Genomic DNA, 25,027 nt, shown 5'->3' on the forward strand with positions numbered 1-25,027 from the left:
TGCGTTGCTCATTCGCTGCTCGTTCACTTTGATCGACGGTTTGCAGTGCGCAATAACGACCACTTAGGCGATCGCCGCTGATAAAGTCACCGGGATAAATAGGCAGAAATGCCCGGGAGCTGAGATCGTGCCGACGACACTCGCGCGCACCTTTGCGGCGTTGAGCGCCATCAATGAAGCGATCCTTTACGCGAGATCGCCGGAGGAGCTGTACCAGAAGGTCTGCGACGCCGGATTTTCGAGCGGGGATTTTCTGGCCGTGGCCGTGTTCCTGGTGGAGCCGGACGGCCGGCGGCTGTGCTATGCGGCCGGCTGTGGCGATGACATTCCGCGGCTCCGTTCGATTGTGATCACGACGGAAGCCGGCACGCCTGAAGGATCCGGCGTCGGCGGCGAGGCGTTTCGCGATCAGAAGCTGTGCATCAGCAACGACTATCTGAACGATCCGCGCTCGCTGGCGTGGCGCGAGGGCGCCGCCAAGGCTCACATCGGTGCGGCCGCGGCGCTGCCGCTGCTCTGCAACGGCAAGAGCGTCGGCGTATTGTACGTGACGCGCAGCGAAGCCAACTCGCTGAGCGAGCAGATGGTGTCGCTGTTCGAGCGCATGTCGGCGAACATTTCCTATGCGCTGGACAATTTCGCGCGCGAGACCGCGCGGCAGGCGAGTGAGCGGGCGACACGGCGGCTCAACCGCATGTTCGGCGCCATCAGCGCCACCAACGAAGCCATCCTGCGCGCCAAGACCGAGCAGGAGCTGTACCAGCTCGTCTGCGACGCTTCCGTGCACAGCGGCAAGTCGCTGGCGACCATCGTGCTGCTCCGCGAGCCGGATTCGCACTGGATGAAGCCTGTCGCCGCCACCGGGCAGAACCTCGAGCTCGTCACCCAGGCGCGCTATTCGATCGATCCGGAGAATCCCTATGGCAAGGGCATCTCGGGCGAGGTGTTCCGGACTCAGAAAGCCATCGTCGAGGACGATCTCGCCAGCCGCACCAAGGGCTCACCCTGGGAGCAGGCCAACGTCGACACCGGCGTTGCCGCGTGCGTCGTCGCGCCGCTGATCAAGTGCGGCGAAAGCGTCGGCGTGCTGCTGTTCTTCATCAGCCGCTCCTGGGCCAAGGACGAGGAGATCGTCGCACTGCTGCTGCGCATGGCGGAGAATGTCTCGTTCGCGATCGAGAATTTCGGCCGCGAGGCCGAGAAAGCCAGGATCGCCGCGGAAGAAGAGTGCCTGGCGCGAATGTATGCGGCGCTCAGCGCCACCAACGAGGCGATCCTGCGTGCGCGGTCGCGCTCCGAGCTGTTCGACCTCGTCTGCGAGGCGACCGCGAAGGGAGCCAAGTTCACCTCGGCCACCATCGCGCTGGTCGATCGTCGGGCCGAGCTGCTCCGCGTCGTCGCCTGCTACGGACCGAATGCGGATCAGGTTCGCAACTTCACGTTCTCCAGCTCCGACCGGGTGCCCGAGGGGCGCGGACTGACGGGCACGGCGTTCCGCACCTGCCAGCCCGCGGTCAGCAACGACGTGCTCGCCGATGATCGCATCGCGCCTTGGCAGGCCAGCGCCCGCCGCAGCGGCATCGCATCCGCCGCGGCGTTGCCGCTGTTCAACGGCGACCGGGTGGAGGGCGTCTTTCTGTTCAACTCTCCGGAGCGTGGCACCTTCACGCCGGAGCTCGTCGAGCTGCTGCGCAAACTTCAGGCCAATGTCGCCTTCGCCCTCGAAAGTTTCGACCGCGCCGACGAGAAGGCGCGAGCGGACAAGCAGCGCAATCGTCTGAGCGGCATGTTCGAGGCGCTGAGCGCGACCAACGAAGCCATCATGCGCGCCAAGACGCGCGAGGAGCTGTTCGAGGCGGCCTGCCAGGCGGCCGTGCTCGGCGATCTCTTCGCCTCGGCGACGATCGGCATCATCGATGAGGAGCGCGAGCTCGTTCAAGTCGTTGCGGTCAAGGGGCGCCTGAAGGAGCGCATGGCTGGACGGACCTGTAACATTTCCGCCGACCACCCCGAGGGTCAGGGCATCATCGGCACCTCACTCCGAACCCGCCGGCCCAGTGTCATGAACGACTATCTGAACGAGCCGCGGTCGGCATACTGGCGCACAAAGGCCATCGAGGATGGAACGCGGGCTGCGGCAAGCTTCCCGCTTCTGAGGGCGGGCGACAAGCCGGTCGGCATCCTGCTCTTCCTCGCACTGGAAGAGGATACGTTCACCCCCGATCTGGTCGAGCTGCTCGAGCGCCTGGCGGAGAACGTCTCCTTTGCACTCGACAATTTCGATCGCGCCGAGGAGAAGGTTCGCACCGAAGCGCAGAAGGAGCGTCTGACGCGCATGTTCGCGGCTTTGAGCGCGACCAACGAGGCGATCATGCGGGCGAAGTCGCGTGCCGAGCTGTTCGAGCTCGTATGCCTTGCGGCATCGAACGGTGCCAAGTTCACCTCGACCACGATCGCGCTGGCCAGGGCCGGCACGGACCAGCTCGAGATCGTGGCCGCCGCCGGCCCGTCCGCCGACACCACGCGCAACGTCCGTCTCTCCATCGATCCCGAGCGGCCCGAGGGGCGCGGCATGAGCGGCACGGCGTTCCGCACGCGCCGGCCCTGCATCAGCAACGACTATCTCAACGACGACCGCGTCCGTGTCTTCCACCCCATCGTGCGCGGGGACGGCGCGCGGTCGGGCGCCGCGTTTCCGCTCATCTCGCACGACCAGGCCGTCGGTGTCATGATCTACATGTCGACCGAACCGGCGACCTTCACGCCCGAATTCGTCGAGCTGTTGCAGCGTCTCGCCGACAACGTCTCCTTCGCCATGGAGAATTTCGATCGCGCCGACGAGAAGAAACAGGCAGACGAGCGGATCGAGTATCTCGCCTCGCATGACAGCCTGACGGACCTGCCAAACCGCGAGATCTTCAACGAGCTGCTGCACGCGGCGATCGACACCGCGCAGCGTCGCGATCACCGCTTTGCGGTGCTGTTCATCGATCTCGACCGTTTCAAGGTCATCAACGATTCGCTGGGTCACGAGGCCGGCGACCTGCTCCTGCTCGAAGTCGCGAACCGGTTGCGCGGCGCGCTGCGGGCCAGCGACGTGGTGGCGCGACTCGGCGGCGACGAGTTCGTGGTGATCCTCGATCAGTGCGGCGAGATCGACGACGTCCAGCGCATCGCGACGGGGCTGCTCGCGACGCTTGCCGAGCCGATGGAGCTGGCTGGCCACGAGTGCCACACTACGGCGTCCATCGGCATCGCGATGTATCCGGCCAACGGCTCCGACGCGCAGACCCTGACCAAGAACGCCGACATGGCGATGTACCTCGCCAAGGAAGACGGCAAGAACGGCTATCGCTTCTTCTCCAAGGAGGTGAAGACGCAGTCGATCGAACGGCTGTCGCTCGAGAGCGCACTACGCCGCGCGCTGGAGCGCGAGCAGTTCTCGCTGAACTACCAGCCCAAGGTGGACATGGGGACCGGCCAGATCACGGGGGTCGAAGCGCTGCTGCGCTGGGCTCATCCCGATCTCGGCAATGTCTCGCCGGCGCAATTCATTCCGCTTGCGGAGGAAACCGGGCTGATCGTGCCGATCGGCCGCTGGGTTCTGAATGAGGCCTGCGCGCAAGCCATGGCCTGGCAGCGCCGCGGCCTGTTGCCGCTGTCGATGGCGGTCAACCTGTCGCCACGCCAGTTTGTCGACGAGCATCTGTTGCAGGACGTCGACGAAGCGCTGGCCGCCAGCGGCATGTCGCCTGTGCTGCTCCAGCTTGAGGTCACCGAGAGCATGATGATGCGCAATGTCGGTCGTGCGCTCAAAGTCCTCGACTCCATCCAGAGCCGCGGCATCCGCCTCGCCATCGACGATTTCGGCACCGGCTATTCGTCGATGTCGCTGATGAAGCACTTTCCGATCGACACCATCAAGATCGACCGCTCCTTCGTGCGCGACCTGCCGCAGGATTCGGAGGACCAGGCGATCGCACAGGCCATCATCAGCATGGGCAAGGCACTCGGCATGACCGTCGTCGCCGAAGGCGTCGAGAATGCCGAGCAGGAGGCGTTCCTGCGGACCCATGGCTGCGACGAGATGCAGGGCTTCCTCATCTCCAAGCCGCTGCCGGCGCGGCAGATCGCGGAGTTGCTGCGCCCGATGGTGCTGCCCGTCGCGCCGCCGCTCCAGCCGGAGCGGGATACTGTCGCCGAGCAGGCCGCGGCTCTACGGTTGAAAGGCGCTGTCGTCTGACGGCAGCGGGTGCAGCTCACGGGACTCGTCAGCCTCGCGTTCCGCCTTGCGCGGAAAATCGTCCGGCCATGGCAGTGAGGTCTGATCCTCGAACAGGGCGAGCAGCAGGCACGCTCCGTCGGCAAAGGTCGATCCGTCGCCGAGGCCGAGCGTGGACGACCACGCACCCGGCATCGGCTGGTGCGCGTCGCGCACCGCGATCGCGGGTCCCCACCACCAGGCCGGCGCCGGCGACCGTTCGTCCTCGGGCACAGCGAGCCAGCGGGCGAATTCGTTCACCACGCGCTCGAATTGCAGGCTTGCGGCCTGATGCATTCGCTCCGTGCTCCTTGTCGCGCCTGAAAGCAGGCCGATGCGCGCACGCGGTCGTGGTCCTGAAGCTTTGAAGAACGCCGCGTCGCGCAGCCACGTATGCCGCTCCATCGGCGGCCATACCACAAGCACCCGGCGGCCGGAAAAGCGGCCGGCGCGGGTTTTCATAGTCTCTTCATTCCCTTTAGCGGCTTAAGGTGCCCGTCGGCAAGCTGCAATACGGTCGCCCTAGCGCGATCTGAACGGATGCGCCTTCTGGTGCCAGGCCCACGCCGTGCGGATCACCGTGGGCAGATCGGAGTGGCGCGGCACGAAGTTCAGCACGTTTCTCGCGGCAGAAGGATCCGCGACCAGATAGGTGGGGTCGCCGGCGCGGCGCGGCTTGACGCTGTGCGGCACCTCGCGCCCGGCCTCCTGCCTGATCGCGTCGAGGATCTCGCGTACGGAGAAGCCGGAACCGGTGCCGAGATTGAAGCTGCCGCCGGCATGCCCTTGTTCCAGAAGCTTCAGTGCCGCGACGTGCGCGGCCGCAAGGTCCGTCACGTGGATGTAGTCGCGAATGGCGGTGCCGTCGGGCGTATCGTAATCGTCGCCGAACACCGCGAAGTCGACATGGCCCTGCAGCGCCATCATCGCACGTGGAATGAGATGGGTTTCGTTGTCGCGCAGTTCGCCGATCCCGCCGGCCGGATCGGCGCCGCTGGCATTGAAATAGCGCAGGCAGAACGCACCGAAGCCGTAGGCGGTGCGGTAGTCGGCGAGCATGCGCTCGATCATCAGCTTCGATGCGCCGTACGGATTGATCGGTGCGCAGGGGAAGTCTTCCGGCAGCGCCTTGGAATCGGCGTTGCCGTAGACGGCGCCGGTCGAGGAGAACACGATGCGATGGCAGCCCGCGTTGCGCATGGCCTGCAGCAGCGACAACGTGCCCTGGACGTTGTTGATGTAGTATTTCTGTGGGTCGGTCATGGATTCCCCGACGAGGCTCGCCGCCGCGAAGTGCATCACTGCCGTGACCTTGTGGTCGGCGAAGGCGCGCGCCAGCGTCGCGCCATCGAGCAGATCGCCCGTCACCAGCGGGCCGGAGACGAAGCTGCGATGACCTGTCGAGAGATTGTCATAAACGACGGGCTGATAGCCGGCGGCGGTCAATGCGCGGCACGCATGTGAGCCAATATAGCCCGCACCCCCGGTGACGAGGACGGTCGGTCGGTCGGTCATGTCGTCTTCTGCTCTTCTTCTAGCGGATGGGGCGGTTGCGGCTGAGGAGAAGATAGAGCGCGCGGGGGTTGGTGGTCAAATAGCGCCAGAGCAGGCGGCGTGGCTCGAGCAAGGTGCGCCAGGCCCATTCGAGCCCGATCTTCTGCATCCATTGCGGCGCGCGGGAACGGCTGCCTGACAGGAAATTGAACAGGCCGCCGGACGTCTTGATGACACCCACATTGGTGAGATGCGGCGTGAAATCTCTTACGAATGCCTGCTCATTGGGCACGCCGAGGGCGACCCACAAATAGTCCGGTGCAAGGGCATTGATCTCCTCGACCTTGGCACGCAGCGCCTCGCCTTGCAGATAGCCGTGGCTGCGTCCGACGATTTTGAGCCTGGGATACATCTTCTGGACGTTGTCGACCGCGGCGGCGTTCTCGGCCTCGCTTGCGCCGAACATGTAGAACGTGCGGCCGACGGCCTCAGCCTTGCGCGCAACGATATGAAACAGGTCCGTGGTCGCAACGCGCTCCGGCAGCGGGAACCAGGATTGCAGCTTCGAGGCCGCGACCAGAGGCTGACCGTCCGCGTTGATCAGGTCGGCGGCGCGGAACAGCCGCTCGGTCTGCGGCTCGGTCGAGCAGCGTGCCAGCACCTCGCCATTGGCCGAGGTCAGGAACAGCGGGCGGCCGATGCGACTGTCAGGATCGGTCGCCTCGATCATGAAATCGGCGGTGGCTTCCAGGTCGAGCGCGGCCATGCGAAGCCCGCCGACGGTAATTCTCGGCACCTCGGCAGTCGCTGCCCGTCCTTCGAGGTTGACGCGGCGCTCAAGCATATTGTCTGCCTCGATGGCGCGTTTGGATTGCAGGGGTGAGCTCGTCGAGCACGACGCCGACGAGCTTGCGCTCGGCGGGGCCGAGCGCGGCCAGGATCTCTTCCAGGCTGTCGTTGACGTCGAGGCTGGTCGGCAGCACGGCCACCAGCGAGTCGGTGTCGTCGAGCAGCTTGCGGCCGCCGGCCGAGAGCGGCATCGCCGGGCCGTCGAGGATCACGAGATCATAGCCGCCGGCGGAACGGGCTTGCGCAATCGCCTTGCGGATCGCGGCGGCAGCCTTGTCGGCATCGCCCTCCGCGGCGGGCAGCACCGAGATGCCGTTGACCGTCTTGATCTCGCGTGCGTCCTTGTTGCCGATCGAGAGCCATCCGAGCCTGCTCGGTTCGCTCTTGCTGGGACGGCTGACCTTGTTCGAGAGCGAGCGTGCCTGATGGTCGGCATCGATCATCAGCACGCGGGCGCCGTCGCGGGCAGCGGCCAGCGCAAAATTCAGCGTGGTCACGCTACGTCCGGTGGTTTCGCCGGCACCGACAAGCGCGATGACCGGCATCGCCTTGCCGCCGGCGCGCCGGACGACCGCCGCGCGCATGTCACGCCAGGCGTTGAGCAGTGTCGTCAGCGGAAAGCCGGGGCGGAGCGTTGGCCAACCCAGCCGCGTGAGGTCGACGCCGCCGCCCGTAGCGAGGATGGCGCCGAGCGTGTGGATGACGTCGGCTTCCTGGAAGCGTGCGATCAGCGGCTTCTCGATCACGGGCCTTTCGACCATCGAAGGCTGGAGCGGGGGCGCGACAAGTTCCGGCGGAATCTGTTCGACTTCCGGAACCCGCGAGGCCGGCGGAGGCCGCGACGCCTCCGGCGGGGGCGCGCGCTGCGGAGCTCTCATTGCATCTGCATCCGGCGCCGGCGCGCGCTGTGGACGGGCAGGCGCCGGTGCTGGTGCGATCGCGCTGGTGAATAGCAACTCGGCTGCGACGAACCAGCTCGAGGCCGCGATCGCCCCGAAGATGAAGCCGATCATGGCGAACAAGCTCATCGCGGGCGGGAACGAGCGCCGCTGCGGCACCGTCGCCTCGCCGATGACGCGGGCCGCCGACGTGTTCAGGCTCTCCTGCTCCTCGGTCTCGCGGGAGCGCTTGAGAAAGGACTGATAGACGTCGCGGCTGGCATCGGCTTCGCGCTCGAGCTCGCGCAGGCGCACGGCGGCCTGGCTGAGCTGGACACTCTGCCGCTTCTGGGCCTCCAGCGCCCGGTTGAGCGAGGCTTCGAAATCGCGGGCGCGTGTCAAATCATTCTTGGCCGACTGGGCGAAGCGGTCGATCTCTTCGTTGATGGTGCGCTTGAGGTCCTCGACCTGCTTCTCGGTCTGGCGCAGCGCCGGATGGCGCGGCCCGAGCTCGCCGGCCTGCTCCGCATATTTCTTGCGGGCATCGGCATATTGCGCGCGCAGATTCGCGATCGTCGGCGACTGCAGCGCCTCGGGGATCGCACCTGCATCCGTGGCCGTGCGCCGGCTCGCCTCGATCTGGTCGAGCCGCGCCTGCGCATCCATCGTCGCCGCACGGGCCGCGGAGAGCCGCTGGTTGCTGGCGGAGAGTTGCTGGTCGCTGATCAGCGCATCCTGGGTGCCGACGAAATTGTTTTGGGCCTTGTAGGTGGCAAGCGCAGTCTCGGCGTTGCGCAGCCGGTCGCGCAGCTCCTTCAGGCGGCTGGAGAGATCGTTGGTGGCGCGCCGTGCGGCCGACGCCTGCGAGTTGCGGGATTCGGCGAGGTAGGCATTGGTCAGTGTGTTGGCCAGCATCGCCGCTTTCGCGGGATCCGTCGACCAGACCTCGATGTCGACGATGAAGCTCTTCTCGGTCTTGCGGACGGTGATGTGCTTGTTCAATGCGTCGAGCGCAGCAAGCTGCACTTCATTCTTCTCCGCGGCGGACGGCGCGCGGGGGTGCAGGCCGATCAGGCCGAGCAGCGACGACATCAGGCTCCTGCCGTCGCCACCGCCGAATTCCGGATCCTTGTCGAGACCTGCCTGCTGTATCACCTGGAGCAGTACGCTGTTGGACGTGATCAGGCGCGCCTGGCTCTCCACCACCATGGACATGCCGGAGATGTCCTGGGCGCGGGGCGTGAGCTCGCGATCGACGAGTTGGAGCTCGCGCGGGTCGACATAGAGCTGAGCGGTGGCGGTGTAGCGGGGCGTCACGCTCTTGCCGGCGACGACCGCGAGCGTCGCGCCGAGCAGGGCGGCCGCCGCGATCGCGACCTTTCGCCGCCAGAGCAAATTGACGAGCTCGAGCACGTTGAAGCCGGCCTGAGGCTTCCGTTGCGGGGCCGCCGGTCCGGTTCGATCGATCGGCTGGTTATAGTCAAGCATGATCCCCAGCTTTCATTCCAACTGCCGCGGGCTGAGGGGTTACTCTTCGCTTTACGCCACGCACCCGGCATATGGGTGCCCAATCAACGCAACAGGGAAAATTAACCATACTCGCTGAGGGACTATTCACGGAAATGGCAAACAAAGCGTTTAAGCGCATGCCACCCCTGCGCGCGTCCTCGTGACGCTTGCGATACCGGGATCTTCCAGGGATTAACGATTCGTTACCGCGCGCAGCGTGGCCGCGAGCCGTCGCTCGTCCAGCGATGGGCCGGGCACGCGTCATGGCCGTCAGCGCTTCCGCAGGATGACATGATAGTCGCCGCGACGGACGTCGGTGCCGCGCGGCAGCACGGCGTTCAGCACCGCGGCGCCGGCGTCGACCAGGGCCGCAAGCAACGGCTTGCGCCGGCGCATCTCGGGGTAGCGCGGGCTCTCCACCTCGCGTCGATAGATCATCTCGAGGCTGTTGGCGGTCGCGAAAGCTTCGAGCCGGGGCAGCGTCACCAGCGGATGGAAGAACGTCGGGAACGGCGGCTCGCCGGGCAGACCGGCGTCCTTGATGCCGCGGATATGCCGGTAGAACCAGACGTGAAACCAGTGCGGCGAATACTTGGTGACGACTCCGGAGAGCGAGCGCGGATTGGGCGCGCCGATCAGGATCATCCCGCCGCGCTTGAGCGCGTCACGGAAATTCAGGAGCGCGGCGTCGACGTTCGGCAGATGCTCGATGACGTTGTAGCAGATCACGAGGTCGAAGGTCTCTCGCCCAAAGCTGTAGGTCTGGACGTCGCCGAGGATCGCCTCGTCGGCGTAGGTGTTGTTGCGGACCTGGTCCTCGTCGATGTCGACGACCGTGACCTTGCTGCGGCTCAGCAATTCCGGTGGCAGGACGCTGCACGAGCCGCCGCCGGCCTCATAGATGGCGAGCAGGTCCTGCGGCAGCTCGCGGCACAGCACGTCGTGGACGGCGAGCAGGCTGTCGCGGGCCTCGCCGGGGACGAGATCATGGAGCGCCTGGGTGGGTGTTGTGGCCGCGGAGACATCGATTGCCGTGGCTGTCGCGAAGTCGATCGTGGCTGGCTTGTTCATGATTTTCTGGCCGCGCTTGTTCTATTCAAATTTACAAGAAAAGACTCGCTCGCCCGAAGAGCAAATCCGATGCCGCGCCGTCTCACTGATCGCAGTGCTTACGGCCGGGTTAATGCGTATGGGCGTTAACTACGGCATTGTTCATGTTGAGACGTCGACGGCGCACTGGACCGCGAATTGCACTAACACGCGTGCGAGGTTTTGCGGCAGAAACACGCGAAGGCGGTTAAGCGTATGGTGTCGTGCCAGGATGACTGGAGATTACCGGGATGGCGTGGTGGATGTGCCGCGCGCCGATCGGTCATTTTGGCACGCATCTGTCCCGCAGCGACGTGCCATCGCGGCACGAGGCCGATCTGCGCGATCGAAGCAGGGCTTTCTCAACATATCTCGGCCATCTAGGACGTCATGACTTTGATCCCGACAGACCTGTCCGCCACGCGCATCTCGGACGTCGTGTGCGATCCCAACCGGGAGATCGTGGCGAGCTCCCGCGTCATCGATCTGTCGGTAGGCATTGTCGTCTGCATTCCCTGCTTCCGGCGCCCGCAGCATCTGCGGCTGACGCTGGACTCGCTGGCGAGCCAGCGTACACCCCGCTCCTTTGCCGTCGTCATGGTCGAGAACGATGCTGCGCGGCGCGAGAGCGCGCCGGTCGCCGCTGAGTATCTCGCCGATGGCCGGCTCCAGGGCGTCTGCCTCGTCGAGAAGCGGCAGGGGAACTGCCAGGCGATCAACGCCGCATTCGAGACGGCGCAGGGGCTGTTTCCCGCCGCGACTCGTTTCCTGATGATCGACGACGACGAGATCGCTTCACCGGACTGGCTCGAACTGATGGTCCGCACTGCGGAGGCGACCGGTGCCGACGTGGTCGGCGGGCCGGTGCTGCCGGTCTTCGACGACGACAGCAAGCCCTGGCTTTCGCGTCATCCCGCCTTCTGTCCCGCCTACGATTACAGCGGAGCGGTGCCGCTGATCTATGGGTGCGGCAACTGTCTGATCACGCGTGCCGGCTTCGAACGGTTCGATCGTCCCGCGTTCGACCTGCGCTTCAATTTTCTCGGTGGCGGCGATTGCGATTTCTTCGTGCGGTGCCGGGACGCCGGCATGCTGTTCCACTGGACGGCGGAGGCCGTCATCACCGAGACCGTGCCGCACAACCGCACCAGCCTCGGCTGGATCGCAAAGCGCGGCCTGCGCATCGGTGCGATCAACTATCGTGTCCAGTACAAGGCCGCCCAGACCGCGGCGGCGCGTGCGCGGGTCTTCGCGCAGATGCTTGGGCGGGTGCCGCTGTCGCTGGTCCGCGCCGCAGCCTTGCTGAGGTCGTCGAAGGCAGTCGTCGCGATGCATCCCGTGATGGTTGCGCTTGGCGCGGCCCTGGCGGCCTTCGGGCTCGAGCCGAGGCCCTATGAAGCCTCGAAGATCGTGTCTTGATGCCGCGGCGGCGGACTAGATGCCGAAGCGGGCGAGCACGACCCTGATCGCGGCGCGTGGCAGCGATCTGAGCGACAGCCGGCCGATCATCGCGAGATAGGCGAAGGCTTCGCGATATCTGCCGAAGCGAACCGCTTGCATCGCCGAATAGGTGACGAGGTGAATCTCGGCGGCCTGGCGCAATCCGCTCGCCGTGCCCTCGGGGAGTCGCGCCAGGATCAGCCCGTCGTCGAAGACCCGCGCGACCGCAGGCAGGAAATCCTGCGGGGTTCGCACCGCCGCGTTCATCGTGTTCGACGTATGCAGGCGATAGTCGAGCAGAAGCTTCGGCGCGAATGCGAACTCGCCGATCGCTGCAAGGCGGCACCAGCAATGCCAGTCCTCGCAATATCTGAGCGAGACGTCGAAGCCGCCGACGGCGCGGAAAGCGTCCGCACGTGTCAGCACAATGCCGCCGTTGACGATGAAGTTCCCGGCCGTGAGCTGCACCAGCACGTCACCGGACGGCTTGCGGCGTCCCTTCAACAGGTCGCGCCGGCCGATCTGCCGTCCTTCGCCATCGATCGTATTGTAGTCGCCGTAGACGAGAATCGCGCGCGGAGCACCGCGCGCCGCCGACAGCAGCGCCGCGACCGCACCGGGCCGCAGGCGGTCGTCGGCATCCAGGAAGAGAAGCCACTCGCCGCTCGCATACCGGGCGCCGAGATTGCGTGCCGCCGATACGCCGGCAGCGTCGTTGTGCAACAGGCGCAGCCGCGGATCGCGCACGGCGCGGACGATTGCCACGGTATCGTCGGTCGAGCCGTCGTCCACGACGATCACCTCGCCGACATCGCCTTGCGTCAGTGCGCTCGCGAGAGTTTCGGCGAGATAGGCCGCTGCGTTCTTGGCGGGAATGACGACGGACACCGCGACCGAATTCGCCGGCAGCAGGCTGCGCAGGCCTGCCGGCACGCGCGGCGCAACCGGAAGTTCGAGAACATCGTCGGCGGTGATCAAGCGGCGGCTCGTCTTTTAATGGACCGTTAACCAGGACGCATCTGCCGCGCTTGCCAACGCCAGCATAGGCAACCTCGGCCGTTGCGGATGATATCCCCATTGCGGTCGAAGCGTTGCCGCGAAGGTCTGCGCGGCGCCGGTTTCGTGTATTAGCGTTAAGCCGGTACCAAATCCGACGAGTGCGGCGCGGCTCGGCGGCATCCGTGTCCGCCATCGTCGCGATGCTGGTTGACGGATGGTTAACGGGGATGAGCTAGAACCCGGAGCTTCTCCGGCCCCACCACCTGCCCATGGATTGCAGCTTGGATCGCAGCGCCGCTGACATCACCGACGTCGAGACCCGGTCGTTCGGCCACGTCCTGCGCGATGGGCTCGCGAGGCTGAATGCCGCGCACGCGGCGCGCTGCCTCGTCGCCGTCGCGGCGCTGCTGCTGGTGCTGGTCACGCTCGATCCGTTCCCGGACCTGCGCAATCCCGACCTCGTCACCGTCGTCGGCGGACGCATGGCACTGACCTACATCTCCTTCGGCCTCCTGGCTGCGGTCGCGGTTCTGCTCGCCGCCGCCACCGACGCTCCGTCGCTGAGGACCCTGGTGACGCCGTTGCACCTCTGCCTCGTCGGCTGGCTGCTGATCAACATCGCCTTCTCCGAGAACCGCGGCGTTTCGCTTCAGCGGTTCGTGCTCGCGGCCAGCGTGACCTCGCTCGCCGTCTTGCTGCCGTTGCTGCCGCCGACGCAGCGCAGCTTCAACCTTTGCGTGGGTGTCGCCGCGCTCGTGCTGCTCGCGCTCTGCTATCTCGGAGTCTTCCTCGCGCCGCAATACTCGATCCACACGGCCCTCGACATCACCGAGCCGCAACTTGCCGGCGACTGGCGCGGCAGCTTTGCCCACAAGAACATCGCGTCGCCGGTAATGACGATCCTGGTCTATGTCGGCATCTACCTGTCCGCCGTGGGCTCGTTCGTGATGGGGCCGGCTGTCGCAGCACTGGCCGGCATCTTCCTGATCTTCACCGGCGGCAAGACGTCCTCGGTGCTGTGCCTTGCGATCTACGCGCTCGCCTCGCTGGTCTATGTCACGCCGGGCCTGTGGCTGAAGCGGATCATCTGCTTCGTGCCGCTGATCCTGATGAACCTGTTGACGGTCGGCAGCGTCCTCAGCCCGGCGCTCGGGGCGATGACCCGGCTGCTTCCGCTTGATCCCACCTTCACCGGCCGTTCGGCGATCTGGGAGTTCGCGCTTGCGGCCGTCGCGGAGAAGCCGATCATCGGTCACGGCTATGCGGCGTTCTGGGACGACGTCACTGCGCGGCAGACCGCGCAGGGCGCCGAATGGGCGACAACTGCAGCGCACAGCCACAACAGCTATCTCGACCTCGCGGTCACCATCGGTCTGCCGGGGCTGATGCTCGTGATCCTCGCCTTCGTGGTCGCACCGCTCGGCAACTTCCAGACGGCCCAGGCCCACAGCCGCAGCGGCGCACTGGCCAAGCTGTTCCTGACCGTGTGGTTGTTCGGCCTGTATTACGGAGCCACCGAGACCTTCCTGCTCGAACGGCAGAATCCGATCTGGTTCATGTTCGCTCTTGCCGTGGCCGGCCTGCACTTCCTGGCAAGGTTCCAATGCGTCGAGCAGATAGAGCCGAAACGCTGACAGCTTGTCGCAGCCAAGCCGCCGGTGACACCGGCTTAACGATAAGCGCCGAGGGTGCTTGTGGTCTGCAGCAAAACATAATCTACCGGGAAACATTCAGTAGTCGTATGTCCAGCGGAATGACGTTTCTCAGCGTCGAGCAACTAGACGGCCAGGTGTCCAGCACGTCGGGAATCGCAATCGATTTCGCGCGTGACTGGCGGCACGTGGCCTCGCGCCTGAGCACCGGGCACCGCACCGCGTTCCAGCATGTTGACTGGCTCGACGCCTGGTACGAGGCGTTTCGCGACGTCTCCCCGCTGATCGCCGTGATCTTCGATGTCGCCACTGGCAAGGACATCGCGATCGTGCCGATGATCAGCCATGTCAGGCGTGGCATCCGCATCGTCGAGTTCGCAGACCTCGGGGTCTCCGATAACAATGCGCCGATCCTGGCGCTCGATGCTGCGTTGGATGCGGGGTCGACGGATGCAATCAACAAGGCGCTGATCGACGCGTTGCGCGCGTTGCCCGATCGTTTCGATCTGCTCCGCCTGAGGAAGATGCCGGCGCAGGTCGGAGGCAAGCCCAATCCGCTGGTGTCGCTCGGGCGGATCGGATCCTCCTCGCTCAATGGCAATCTCGTGCTGATGGGCGATGACTATCGCGACTACCAGGCCGCGATCAAGCGCCTGCAGATGCCGCGCTGCTGGCGAGTCTTCAGCCGCCATGCCGGCGCGCGATTCGAGATCGCCACGGACGTCGGGCGCGCGCATGAACTGCTGGACGTGATGGATGCGCAGCAGCAGGCGCGCATGCAAAAGCTCGGCTCGCCGTTCGTCCTCAACGACGAGACCCATGCGTGGTTCTATCGCGAGGTCGTTCGCCAGGGCGTCGCGGAAGGTTATGCCATTGTCTCGGCGCTGGTGTGCGACGAAGGCGTCGTCGCCACCGCGCTCGGCGTCAAGCATGGCGCGACCTATCTCCTGCTGCGCATCAGTCACGCCAGCGATGCATGGTCGAGCTGTTCGCCGGGTCTGCTCGTCACCGAGCGCACCATGGCCGCGCTGCATGCGCAAGGCATCCGCCGCTTCGATCTCAGTATAGGCAACCAGGATTACAAGCGGCGCTTCGGCGCCGAAAAAGTGCCGCTGACCGATGTCAGCGTCGCGCTGTCCTGGCGCGGTTTGCCCTACGCATGGCGCGATCATGCTGCGCAAGGCCTGCGCCGCTATCCGAAACTCGCCGCCCTCGCGGCGCGGGCGATGGGCAAAGGAATTCGATAATAGAGTGCTGCAGGGTGCAGCGTTCGCGTCGTTCGAACAGGCTTACGATCCCGCGCAACTGGCGCAGCGAAGCCGGCCGCGCGAGGCGCGGAACAGGCTGCGACAATACCAGCGGCGCGCAAGTGCCTGCGCGGGCTTGCGGATCATCTGCGCGATCAACAAGAGTTCGAAGGCCATTCGTATCGTTCTTTGTCGAGTATTCCCGTCATAGACGGGGCGGCATCCTCGAATGAGAATGCCGCCCGAGTCGCATCTGCCATGCAGCCGGTCGTAAGCTGAGCTGCGAGGCTCAGCCGTGCAGTTTCTTGGCGGTCTCCGCGATCTGGCGGCCCTGATAGCGAGCGCCGGCGAGCTCGTTGGCACTGGGCTGGCGGCTGCCGTCGCCGCCGGTGATGGTGGTGGCGCCGTAGGGCGCCCCGCCGGTGACCTCGTCGAGTTTCATCTGGCCGGCGAAGCCGTAGTTCATGCCGACCACCACCATGCCGAAATGCAGCAGGTTGGTGATGATCGAGAATAGCGTGGTCTCCTGGCCGCCGTGCTGGGTCGCAGTGGAGGTGAAGGCGCCGCCGACCTTGCCGTGCAGCGCGCCCTTGGCCCAGAGCCCGCCGGCCTGGTCGAGGAAGTTCGCCATCTGCGAGGCCATCCGGCCGAAGCGCGTGCCGGTGCCGACGATGATCGCGTCGTAGTTCGCGAGATCCTCGATTCTAGCGACCGGCGCGGCCTGGTCGAGCTTGTAGTACGAGGCCTTCGCGACCTCGGTCGGCACCAGCTCCGGCACGCGCTTGATGTCGACGGTGGCGCCGGCTTCGCGCGCGCCTTCGGCGACGGCATTGGCCATGGCTTCGATATGGCCATAGGCGGAGTAGTAGAGGACGAGAACTTTGGTCATGGTGGTCTCCGTTGGATTCAGGTTTGATGGATGATTGTTCGGGTCGTGATGCCCGGGCTTGTCCCGGGCATCTACGTTCTTGTTTGCTCGTGGAAAGGCGTGGATGGCCGGGACAGGCCCGGCCATGACAAGGAGATAGCTAGGCCGCGTCGACGAGCACGAGCTCGGAGTCTTCGAGCGCCGTGATCTTCAGCTTGGCCTCGTCGCGGATCGCGGCGCCGTCGCGGGCATTGACGCGGACGCCGTTGATCTCGACGGAACCCGCCGCGGGCACGAGGTAGAGATGCCGCGACTGCTGCGGCTCGTACTCGGCGCTCTCGCCGGCCTTCAGCGTGGTGGCGAGCACCCGGGCATCGGCGCGGATCGGCAGTGCGTCCGCATCGTCCCCGAATCCGCTCGCAATGGTGACGAGCTTGCCGGAGCGGTCCGCCTTCGGGAACGGTTTCGAGCCCCAGGTCGGCTGGCCGCCTCGCGCGGTCGGCTCGATCCAGATCTGGAAGATCCGCGTCCTGGTCGGCTCGAGATTGTATTCGGAGTGGCGAATGCCGCTGCCGGCGCTCATCACCTGCACGTCGCCCGCTTCCGTCCGGCCCTCGTTGCCGAGGCTGTCCTGATGGGTGATTGCGCCTTCGCGCACATAGGTGATGATTTCCATGTTGGCGTGGGGATGGGCGGGAAAGCCGGTGTTCGGTGCGATCTCGTCGTCATTCCACACCCGCAAGGCGCCGTGGCCCATGTTGTTCGGGTCATAATGGCTGGCAAAGGAAAAATGATGCTTGGCCTTGAGCCAGCCATGGTCTGCGCCGCCGAGCTTTGCGAAAGGTCTGAGTTCGATCATCTGTGCAATTCCTTGACGTGAATGGGCCGCGGTTCCGATCAGCGCCGAACCCGCCGTCGACATCGGTCCTGAATTTCTGATGACCCTTGGATAAGCCTGTCTATGTGGTGTAGAAATAGAAACTGTTGAAACTCATTGTTTCCTTAACCGTCCTCATAAGGCCGCTCGCATGGCAAAACTCCCCGATTTCGAAGCGCTCGCGATTTTCGCGAAAGTCGTGGAATTACGGTCGTTTGCGGGGGCTGCGGGCGAGCTGGCGATGTCCAAGGCGACGGTGTCGAAGGCAGTGACCCGGCTGGAGGAGCGGCTCGGCGCGCGGCTGTTCAACCGCACTTCGCGCCGGCTCGCGTTGACCGATGCCGGTCACAAGCTTGCCGACCGCGCGACGCGGTTGCTGGCCGACGGCGAGGCGGCGGAGAACGAGGCGCTGGCGCAATCGGTCGCGCCGCGCGGGCTGGTGCGGCTCGCCGTCCCCATGACGTTCGGCATCAAGGCTGTGGCGCCGCTGCTGCCGGAGTTCTTCGAGGCCTATCCGGAAGTCTCGGTCGATCTGCACTTGAGCGATGCGACCATCGATCTGATCGGCGAGGGTTTCGACATGGCGGTGCGGATCGCGCGGCTGCCGGACTCTTCGCTGATCGCGCGGCGGCTCTTCACCATGCCGCGCTACACGGTCGCCGCGCCGTCATACCTGAAACGCCACGGCAGACCGACGCATCCGATGCATCTCGCCCAGCACAAGTGCTTCAGCTACGCCTATCTCTCGACGCCGAACGTCTGGCACTACACCAATTCGGCCGGTGAGCAGGCCAGCGTGCGGCCGGGAGGACAGCTTCGCGTCAACAACGGCGAAGCCGTGATGCCGGCACTGATCGCCGGCCTCGGCATCGCCGAGCTGCCTGAATTCATCGTCGGCGAAGCCATTTCCTCCGGCGAGGTCGAAGTCATCCTGAAGGACTGGACGCAGGCCGAAGGTGCTGTGCACCTGGTGACGCCGCCCGGCGGCCCGCGTCCCGCCCGGGTCGAGGCGCTCGGCGATTTCCTGGCGGCCAAGCTGCCGGGCACCTGCAAGCGGCGGACGCGCGGAAGGGCGAAAGCGTCGTAGAACGAGCACCTCCAACGACCTCGATTGCTTCGTCGCAAGAGCTCCTCGCAATGACGGTGCTGAACTACGATACATCCACGCCGTCGATCGCGACGATGCGCAAGCTCGGCTTCAGCGTTTCTTCCAGCTGCGACTTCAGTTCGTGAACGCGAGGGTCGTTGGAACGCTTCGCGCACACCGCATATTGATGGACGGATTGCGCCAGCGCGCGCCGCGCTTCCGGTGTTCGCGTCAGCTCGGGCTTTGAAAGCCGCAAGACGATCGCGGCGAGATTCACCAGCATCTCGTCCAACGCGAGGTCGATGGTTCCAACATTTCGCATCGCTCACTCCCTCGGGAGGGCAACGGCGGGTCCCCGGGAGCCGTTCCTGGCTCCCCCGAATATGGTTGACGCTTCGTAAACATCTCGCTTTCCTGTCCATCGCCGCGCCAGGCTGGAGCGAAACCAATCTTCATGGCCGGACGCAATATCAGGATGCGCAGTCCCTGGCGCAGTTCATAGTGGCCGGCAGCGCGCGTCTGATCGCGGCAGTTCTGAAGACCGGCAAGGTGGAGCAGGCCTAGAACCCGGTGCGCAGCACGCCGCGCACCGTGTGCCGGTCATATCCCGGCGCAAACGCGCCCTCGTAGGACGCCTTGAATGAGGTCGCAGTCGTGAGATCCCATCGGATCTCCGCGCCGGTGAGCGCGACCGTCCGCGCGCGTTCGACGCCGGTGATCGCGAAGGGAATGCCGGGGGCCCCCTCCAGGGCCGCCGTGGTGGACGCCGCGCTGCCGGTAAATTCGTGGCGGACGGCGAGGGTCGCGCCGAATTGTGCCGTCTGGCCGTTCGGCATCATCGCTTGGTGATGGGTGCGCAGGCCTGCCGTGCCATAGGCGACGTCGAAGCTGCCGGCCTGCACCAGCTGGTTTACGCCCGGTGCACCCGTTTCGGTCAGACTGCCTTGCCGTGTCGAGTACCAGTCGGCCTTGGCGAACGGCTCCGCCGTGAATCCCCATCCGGTCGCAAAGGGGCGTGCGACGCCGAGCGAGGCGGCAAAGGTGTTCGCCCGCGAGGAGGCGGTCGCCGTTTCGCCGAGGAACGCGATCGAGCGAGAGGATTCGAGCGCCGCGAAGGAATAGCTGATGGCGGATGCGAGATTGAAGCCGCCCCTCTCGCCGCGCGCGTAGAAGCCCACATGGCCGGCATTGGCGTCGATCCGGTCGGCGCGACCGGCCATCCGCAGCTGGCCGGTCGATGCGCCGATCGCAAGGCCTGCCGTGAGGCCAGGCATGTGCCAGAGATCGGCGCCGAGCGCTGCGCCGGCAACGGTCGTGTTCGTTCCGAAGGCAATGCCGCTCGCCGCCACCTTGTCCCAATTGCCGTAGCCGCCGAACCAGACGCTCCGCGCCGGCGTGGGGCGCCGGCCGGCGAGAGCCTTGCCGATCGGATCCGCCGGCTCCGGGGCGTAGGCGGTGGCCGACATGCGCAGGGTTTCGCCGCGCGACTGCGTGCCCGCATTCCACATGAAGGTCTGGAACATGTCGGCCTGATCGGCAACGAAGCGGCGTCCATCGGCGTGAACTTGACCGGCAAGATCATCGAGGCCGGCCTTGATGCCGGACGCATCGAGTGCGGCGAGCGTGTTGATCGCCGCGGTCAGCGTCCCCGATGCGCCGCCGAGCTGTGCCTGGTCCAGCGCGCCGGCCACCGCGGCCTGGTTCGGCGACAGGCCCGACAGCGTGCCGAAGCCACCAATCTGCTGAAGAATGAAATAGACGTTGTTGACGTCGTAGCTGAGCTGGCCCGAAACCAGCGGGCTGCCCGACGTCGTGAGGCTGGCGAAGCTGCCGCTGACGCCGCCTGTCGCGGTCAGGATCGTATACTGGGTGTTGGCGATGAAGCCGGCGCCGAGCGGCACGATCTGCACGGTGCCGCCATTGAGCGCGGCGGTCCCGGTTGCTGCGATCCTGTCGGACTGGCCGGCAGCATTGATCTCGACCTGGAAGGTCGATCCGGCATTGAAGGCCACGTTGCCATTGACGTTGAGCGTGCCGATCGAATTGCCGGGTGCGATCGTGCCGCCACTGCTGACGACGAGCCCACCCACCGTGCCGGTGCCGCCGACATAGCCGCCATTCACGGTGACCACTGACGGCAACGTCCCGTTCACGATGAGGCCGCCGGCGTCCACCGTTGTGGCGCCGTTGAAGGCGGTGGTGCCGGTCAGGGTCCAGACCGAGGAGCCCGTCTTCGTCAGCTGCTCGAACTCATCATACTGGAGAGCCGGGCCGCCGAGATTACCGAGGTCGAACGAGGCGCTGCCGATGCCACCGAAACTCAGCGTGTCGGTGCCGGTCCCGCCACGTACGGTCCCGGTGATCGTCGAGCCTGGGGCGAGGGCGAGCACGTCATCGCCCCCGGACAGGTCGATCGCTCCGCTGCCGCCGCCCGAGATGGTTCCGAGAGTGAGGATTGTGTCGGCGCCGGAAGAGCCCTGGATCGCGATCATGAAGCCGCCGGAAATCGTGCCGGTATTGATGAGAGTGTTGCCCCCGGCAGCGAATTGCACGCCGGTATGGTCGCCGCCGATCGAACCGCTCTCGTAAACGAGGACGACGTTGCCATTCGAGGTCCCGCTTATTCGGAGTCCCGTTGTGTTTGCTCCGGTGCCGACTGCGGTCCCGCGGATGTTGATCAGATTGTTGTTCGAATTGTCGATGACGATCGCCGCCTCGGCGTTGCCCGTACCTTCCGCGATCCCGCCGGCCGCGATCGTCACATTGTTGCTGTTCGATCCGTTGGAGAGCAGAACGGTTCCGCTGTAGGTCGAGACCGTCGCTTGATTGTTGACGGTTACACGCGAAGCGATGGTGCCGTCGAAAGTGATTGCCGGAATTCCGGCCCCCGGCGTGAGCGAGGTCGTCGTCCCGTCGCCGACGTTGACCGTGACGTTGCTGCTGCCAGTGGCGTTGATGTGATCGGTGTTGCCGACGCCGGTGCAGGTCGCCACGTCGCCCGAATCGAGCGCGCCGATCGTGCCGGTGCCGGCCACGGTGCAGGCGGCGAGAGCTTGACCGGGGACCACTACAAGAAGCGAAACCAGCGCCAGCGCGGTGGTGACGAGCAGCTTGTTGCGCAGGGCAGAGGCCCTTGTGGCGCTATGTGCGCAGGTCGGTATTGCAGTCGACATCGACGATTTCCTCATTCCAGCACAATTGCTAGCGGGGACGTCGTCGCGATTCTTGGCGCTGTGCGAAATGCCTTATGGCGAAAGACGCAAGACGCCGGTTTGCGCCACCCCTGTTGCGGCGATGCCACGGACTGTGCCGCCAGCGGGGCGGCGCGTCGCCAAGGGAAGTGGGCTAAAGCGCAAATTCAGTTGGCCTGGGGCGCAACCTCACTTGAAGCGTGTTGCGCGCTGCAACAAACGCGATATTGCTGGGTCCGGAATGAGCTCGGAGACCCGCTTTCATGGCGGCCGATGACCAATCGATCCATGGCGCGCCGCGCCTCGGCTATACCGGCGAACCGCACGGGCCGGCCTATGAGATGTGGCGGGAGGAGTTTTGCCGCCGCGTGATGGCAGCCGATCTTGCGCCCTTGTCCGACGGCTCGTTTCACTGCGACGTCAAGGCGTTGATGTTGCCGCAGGCAACGATATCCTTCTGCAACGGCACGCCGATCAGGTTTATGACGCTCGGCGCCAGCGACAATCTGGCGTTACTGATGGCGCCGGATTCGCGATTGCAAGCTGTCATGGGCCGTCGTGCGCTCGAGGTCGCGCCGCTGGGCATCAGTCTCATCGACGCCTCCATCAAGGGCGCATTCGTCGCGCAACTCGAGAAAGGCGGCAACAAGGCCGCTTTGTTCGACCGCAGGACGCTGCTGTCGTATTGCCCCGATGCCGAAGACAGCGTTGCGCGGCCGCTCGATCATGACCCCGCGCTCACTGCGCTGCTGCATCGATATTACGACTTCGCGGTTCAGCACGCCCCGGGACTCGATGCGCTGGCGCAGCACGCCGTTTCACAACACCTGATGGATTTGATGGTGCTGGTGCTCGGCGGCCGGCGCGACGCCACCGATCAGGCAAGAGAGCGCGGCCTCGCCGCGGCTCGGCTGGAAGCCATCAAGGCCGATATTCTGGCACGGCTCGGCGACGGCGGGCTCACGCTCGCCGACCTCGCGCGGCGCCATCGCGCCAGCCCTCGCACCATTCAGTTGCTGTTCGAGCGCAGCGGCGTCACGTTCTCGGAGTTCGTGCTGGAGCAGCGGCTGCTGCGGGCGGCACGGCTGCTGTGCGATCCGATTCACCGGGCGGGCAAGATCAGCGGCATTGCCCATCTCTCCGGCTTCAACGACGTCTCGTATTTTCACCGGACATTTCGGCGGCGTTTCGGCATGACGCCGATGGACGCGAAGGCGCGGCACGCGGAAACGGGCAACAAGCCGTAGCCGGAAGGACGTCTTCGGTCCGTCCGGGACTCCGAGCGGTGGCGCGGGAGTCGCTGCCGCTGACAGCGCGGCCAGTTGCGGCGGTGAAGAAGACCGGCGAGGTGGAATAGGTTCCTGCGGACCTTTCACATTTTTTTGTTGGTCCAGAACCGGCTCTCGCCTCATTGGTTGAAGAGATTTGCCGGATTGGAGAAGGACCGAGACATGCGAGCAGAGCGGATTGTGCTGGGTGTGGCGCTTGCGGTTGGCGGCATCGTTGCGCAGGGCGCAGCATTCGCTGAGGAATACCGCGGCACGATGGAACAGCAGATGGCTTGTACGCCCGATGTATGGCGTCTGTGCAGCGACCAGATTCCCGATGTGAATCGCATCACGGCTTGTTTGCAGCAGAACACGCCGCAGCTCTCGAGCGGCTGCCGCGCGGTGTTCCAGTCCAACAACCAGATGCCGCAACAACAACAGGTGCCGCGCAATCGCGCCGCTCCGCCACCGCGTTACAACGCGGCGCCGCCACCTCCGCCCGCACAGCCGCAGCCTTACGACGAGGATGACTAGCCGCTCGGAAGCATGATCCGGAAAAAGTGCGCGGCGGTTTTCCGAAAGGATTGTGCTCAAACAACGAGCTCAGTCGCGATGACGATCGTCCTCATCGCGTCGCGATTTAGGGACGGTGCTCACAGACATCGACCCACTCGGCGGCGACCAGCTCGGCCAGCCGATCAGGCGTGATCCGCACCGCGCTGTGGGTCGAGCCTGCGGCCGGAACCACGACGTCGAACGCCTTCAGCGAGACATCGCAATAGATCGGCAGCGGCGATTTCAGGCCGAAGGGGCAGACGCCGCCAACCTCGTGCCCGGTGATGTCGGCGACTTCCTCCAGACCCAGCATCTTCGGCTTGCCGCCGAACTGCGCTTTCACCTTCTTGTTGTCCATGCGTGAGGTGCCGGCGGCGACGATCAGGATCACGCGCTCGCCGATCCGCAACGACAGCGTCTTGGCGATCCGTCCCGGCTCGACACCATAGGCTTCGGCCGCCAGCGCCACGGTCGCGGAGCTGATCGGGGATTCGATGACGGAGATATCGGGGGCTTTTTCGGCGAAGAAGGCGCGAACGGATTCCAGGCTCATTCCGGGTAGCTCATTGCAATCTCACAGGGCGGCGATCCTAAGCGATTCCCGTTAGCTCGGAGAGCGAGCGGACGCGGTAGTCCGGCGCAAAGCCAAGCTCGTCCATCTGGGTGCGGATCGCCCTGAACATGGTGAGCGGTGCCACGAGTTCGTTCTCGACGCAAGCCAGCGCCATGGCTTCGGGCGTGACGCGTTCGATCCAGGCAACGTTCAATCCGAAGGATTTCGCACCAGCAACGTCCCAGGGATTGGAGGAGACGAACAGAACCTCGTTCGGCGCGGTGCCGAGCACCTCGCCGATCAGCTCATAGGCCTCCGGGCTCGGCTTGAAAATCTTCTTCGCGTCGACGCTGATGGTGGCATCGAGCAGGGCATCGAGGCCCGAATTGTGCACGAGCGCATTGAGCATGTCCGGGCTGCCGTTGGAAAGGATGGCGAGCTTGCGCGGCTTCAGCGCCGTGAGCGCTGCCGTCGCGTCCGGATAGAGATCGAGCTGCAGGTATTTCTCGATCACACGCTCGAATGCGTCGTTCTCGTATGCGAGTCCCAGCATTCGGAGCGTATAGGCGAGCGAGTCGCGGGTGACGACGGCAAAATCCTGGTAGCGCCGCATCAGTGAGCGCAGCCATGTGTATTCGAGCTGCTTGATGCGCCAGACCTGCGTGATGATCTCGCCATAGCCCGGAAACGCATCCTCGGTGATCTCTGCGACCGACTGGATGTCGTAGAGCGTTCCGTAGGCGTCGAAGACGACGGCTTTCATGCTCATGACCCGTTCCCTTGGATCGTTGCAGGCGCGCGGACCAACTATACCGATACGGACCGCTTACTGTCGTTTTGTATTCCAGGTCGCCCGCTCGGCGAACACCTGGCTGACCTCCGCCATATGCTCCGTGCCCCAGGAGCAGAGCGGCACGAGGGCCTGGGCCAGGCTGCCGCCCAGAGGCGTGAGGCTGTAGTCCACACGCGGCGGCACCTCCTTGTAGTCGGTCCGCTTGACCAGGCCGTCGGCCTCCAGCTCCTTGAGCTGCTGGATCAGCACCTTGTCGCTGACGTCGCGCACGGCTCGACGGAGTTCGCCGTAGCGGGTCGGGCCGTCCTGGGCGAGGAAGTACAGGATCAGCGGTTTCCATTTGCCCGAGACGACCCGCAAGGTCGCATCCAGGCCGCAAGTGAAGCCGGGCAGATTCGGCGTACAACGCTGGACGTC

The 25,027-nt window shown here is 65.3% G+C and carries 21 protein-coding genes; 8 read left to right on the top strand and 13 right to left on the bottom strand.

Annotated features, from left to right (window positions below; genetic code table 11):
* Window positions 1-127 precede the first annotated feature (127 nt).
* Window positions 128-4,243, top strand: a complete 4,116-nt coding sequence (locus tag XH96_RS05730; protein WP_194391431.1) for a GAF domain-containing protein — start codon at window positions 128-130, stop codon at window positions 4,241-4,243.
* Here XH96_RS05730 and XH96_RS05735 read toward each other — a convergent pair.
* The 5 genes from XH96_RS05735 to XH96_RS05755 all read right to left on the bottom strand — a co-directional run bounded on the left by XH96_RS05735 (window position 4,217) and on the right by XH96_RS05755 (window position 10,062).
* A complete protein-coding gene (locus XH96_RS05735) occupies window positions 4,217-4,558 on the bottom strand; it encodes a hypothetical protein (protein ID WP_194391432.1) in 342 nt (113 codons plus the stop codon). The genes XH96_RS05730 and XH96_RS05735 overlap by 27 nt on opposite strands.
* Before the next feature lie 225 nt (window positions 4,559-4,783).
* Window positions 4,784-5,776: a UDP-glucose 4-epimerase GalE gene (gene galE, locus XH96_RS05740; RefSeq protein ID WP_194391433.1), complete on the bottom strand. Its 993-nt coding sequence runs from the start codon at window positions 5,774-5,776 to the stop codon at window positions 4,784-4,786.
* 19 nt (window positions 5,777-5,795) lie between these two features.
* Window positions 5,796-6,599 (bottom strand): WecB/TagA/CpsF family glycosyltransferase, encoded by an 804-nt coding sequence (locus tag XH96_RS05745; protein ID WP_194391434.1) that lies wholly within the window; start codon window positions 6,597-6,599, stop codon window positions 5,796-5,798.
* The gene (locus tag XH96_RS05750; protein ID WP_194391435.1) at window positions 6,592-8,970 is read right to left on the bottom strand and encodes a Wzz/FepE/Etk N-terminal domain-containing protein; all 2,379 of its coding nucleotides are present in this window, start codon (window positions 8,968-8,970) and stop codon (window positions 6,592-6,594) included. The genes XH96_RS05745 and XH96_RS05750 overlap by 8 nt, the downstream gene beginning before the upstream one ends.
* 291 nt (window positions 8,971-9,261) lie before the next feature.
* Window positions 9,262-10,062, bottom strand: a complete 801-nt coding sequence (locus XH96_RS05755) for a class I SAM-dependent methyltransferase (protein WP_194391436.1) — start codon at window positions 10,060-10,062, stop codon at window positions 9,262-9,264.
* 408 nt (window positions 10,063-10,470) lie between these two features.
* Here XH96_RS05755 and XH96_RS05760 point away from each other — a divergent pair, with 408 nt between their 5' ends.
* The gene (locus XH96_RS05760) at window positions 10,471-11,499 is read left to right on the top strand and encodes a glycosyltransferase family 2 protein (RefSeq protein WP_194391437.1); all 1,029 of its coding nucleotides are present in this window, start codon (window positions 10,471-10,473) and stop codon (window positions 11,497-11,499) included.
* Window positions 11,500-11,514: 15 nt separating this feature from the next.
* On the opposite strand, the gene XH96_RS05765 is transcribed toward XH96_RS05760, so the two are convergent.
* On the bottom strand, window positions 11,515-12,498 hold the full coding sequence (locus XH96_RS05765) for a glycosyltransferase (RefSeq protein WP_194391438.1): 984 nt from the start codon (window positions 12,496-12,498) through the stop codon (window positions 11,515-11,517).
* 302 nt (window positions 12,499-12,800) lie between these two features.
* Here XH96_RS05765 and XH96_RS05770 point away from each other — a divergent pair, with 302 nt between their 5' ends.
* Entirely contained in the window at window positions 12,801-14,153 is a 1,353-nt protein-coding gene (locus tag XH96_RS05770) for an O-antigen ligase (protein ID WP_194391439.1), read from the top strand.
* A gap of 119 nt (window positions 14,154-14,272) precedes the next feature.
* Complete coding sequence (locus tag XH96_RS05775; protein ID WP_194391440.1) at window positions 14,273-15,418, top strand: GNAT family N-acetyltransferase; 1,146 nt, start codon at window positions 14,273-14,275, stop codon at window positions 15,416-15,418.
* Window positions 15,419-15,707: 289 nt separating this feature from the next.
* Here the strand turns inward: XH96_RS05775 and wrbA are convergent, their stop codons facing one another.
* Together wrbA and XH96_RS05785 are read right to left on the bottom strand one after the other, a co-directional pair.
* Window positions 15,708-16,307, bottom strand: a complete 600-nt coding sequence (gene wrbA, locus XH96_RS05780; RefSeq protein WP_194391441.1) for an NAD(P)H:quinone oxidoreductase — start codon at window positions 16,305-16,307, stop codon at window positions 15,708-15,710.
* 139 nt (window positions 16,308-16,446) lie between these two features.
* Window positions 16,447-17,145, bottom strand: a complete 699-nt coding sequence (locus XH96_RS05785; protein WP_061879078.1) for a pirin family protein — start codon at window positions 17,143-17,145, stop codon at window positions 16,447-16,449.
* A 169-nt stretch (window positions 17,146-17,314) separates the two neighbouring features.
* On the opposite strand from XH96_RS05785, the gene XH96_RS05790 reads away from it, so the two are divergent.
* Complete coding sequence (locus XH96_RS05790; protein ID WP_194391442.1) at window positions 17,315-18,250, top strand: LysR family transcriptional regulator; 936 nt, start codon at window positions 17,315-17,317, stop codon at window positions 18,248-18,250.
* A 64-nt stretch (window positions 18,251-18,314) separates the two neighbouring features.
* Here the strand turns inward: XH96_RS05790 and XH96_RS05795 are convergent, their stop codons facing one another.
* A complete protein-coding gene (locus XH96_RS05795; RefSeq protein ID WP_194391443.1) occupies window positions 18,315-18,572 on the bottom strand; it encodes a hypothetical protein in 258 nt (85 codons plus the stop codon).
* Window positions 18,573-18,637: 65 nt separating this feature from the next.
* Here XH96_RS05795 and XH96_RS05800 point away from each other — a divergent pair, with 65 nt between their 5' ends.
* Window positions 18,638-18,814, top strand: a complete 177-nt coding sequence (locus tag XH96_RS05800) for a hypothetical protein (RefSeq protein WP_194391444.1) — start codon at window positions 18,638-18,640, stop codon at window positions 18,812-18,814.
* Here XH96_RS05800 and XH96_RS05805 read toward each other — a convergent pair.
* A complete protein-coding gene (locus XH96_RS05805) occupies window positions 18,811-21,423 on the bottom strand; it encodes an autotransporter domain-containing protein (RefSeq protein ID WP_194391445.1) in 2,613 nt (870 codons plus the stop codon). The two genes, XH96_RS05800 and XH96_RS05805, sit on opposite strands and share 4 nt — an antisense overlap.
* Before the next feature lie 389 nt (window positions 21,424-21,812).
* Here XH96_RS05805 and XH96_RS05810 point away from each other — a divergent pair, with 389 nt between their 5' ends.
* Together XH96_RS05810 and XH96_RS05815 are read left to right on the top strand one after the other, a co-directional pair.
* Window positions 21,813-22,688 carry an AraC family transcriptional regulator gene (locus XH96_RS05810; RefSeq protein ID WP_246790149.1) on the top strand — a complete coding sequence of 292 codons (876 nt, stop codon included), beginning with the start codon at window positions 21,813-21,815 and terminating at the stop codon, window positions 22,686-22,688.
* A gap of 204 nt (window positions 22,689-22,892) precedes the next feature.
* Entirely contained in the window at window positions 22,893-23,243 is a 351-nt protein-coding gene (locus XH96_RS05815; protein ID WP_194394044.1) for a hypothetical protein, read from the top strand.
* A gap of 106 nt (window positions 23,244-23,349) precedes the next feature.
* Here the strand turns inward: XH96_RS05815 and XH96_RS05820 are convergent, their stop codons facing one another.
* Genes XH96_RS05820 through XH96_RS05830 form a run of 3 tightly spaced genes read right to left on the bottom strand, consistent with a single transcriptional unit; the run spans window position 23,350 to window position 25,003 of the window.
* Window positions 23,350-23,817 (bottom strand): YbaK/EbsC family protein, encoded by a 468-nt coding sequence (locus tag XH96_RS05820; protein ID WP_124163069.1) that lies wholly within the window; start codon window positions 23,815-23,817, stop codon window positions 23,350-23,352.
* 37 nt (window positions 23,818-23,854) lie between these two features.
* The gene (locus XH96_RS05825) at window positions 23,855-24,586 is read right to left on the bottom strand and encodes a haloacid dehalogenase type II (protein ID WP_194391447.1); all 732 of its coding nucleotides are present in this window, start codon (window positions 24,584-24,586) and stop codon (window positions 23,855-23,857) included.
* Window positions 24,587-24,643: 57 nt separating this feature from the next.
* Window positions 24,644-25,003, bottom strand: a complete 360-nt coding sequence (locus XH96_RS05830; protein ID WP_194394045.1) for a helix-turn-helix domain-containing protein — start codon at window positions 25,001-25,003, stop codon at window positions 24,644-24,646.
* Window positions 25,004-25,027: the final 24 nt, after the last annotated feature.

This window comes from Bradyrhizobium sp. CCBAU 51765 (assembly GCF_015291725.1).
Taxonomy (GTDB): Bacteria; Pseudomonadota; Alphaproteobacteria; order Rhizobiales; family Xanthobacteraceae; genus Bradyrhizobium; species Bradyrhizobium liaoningense.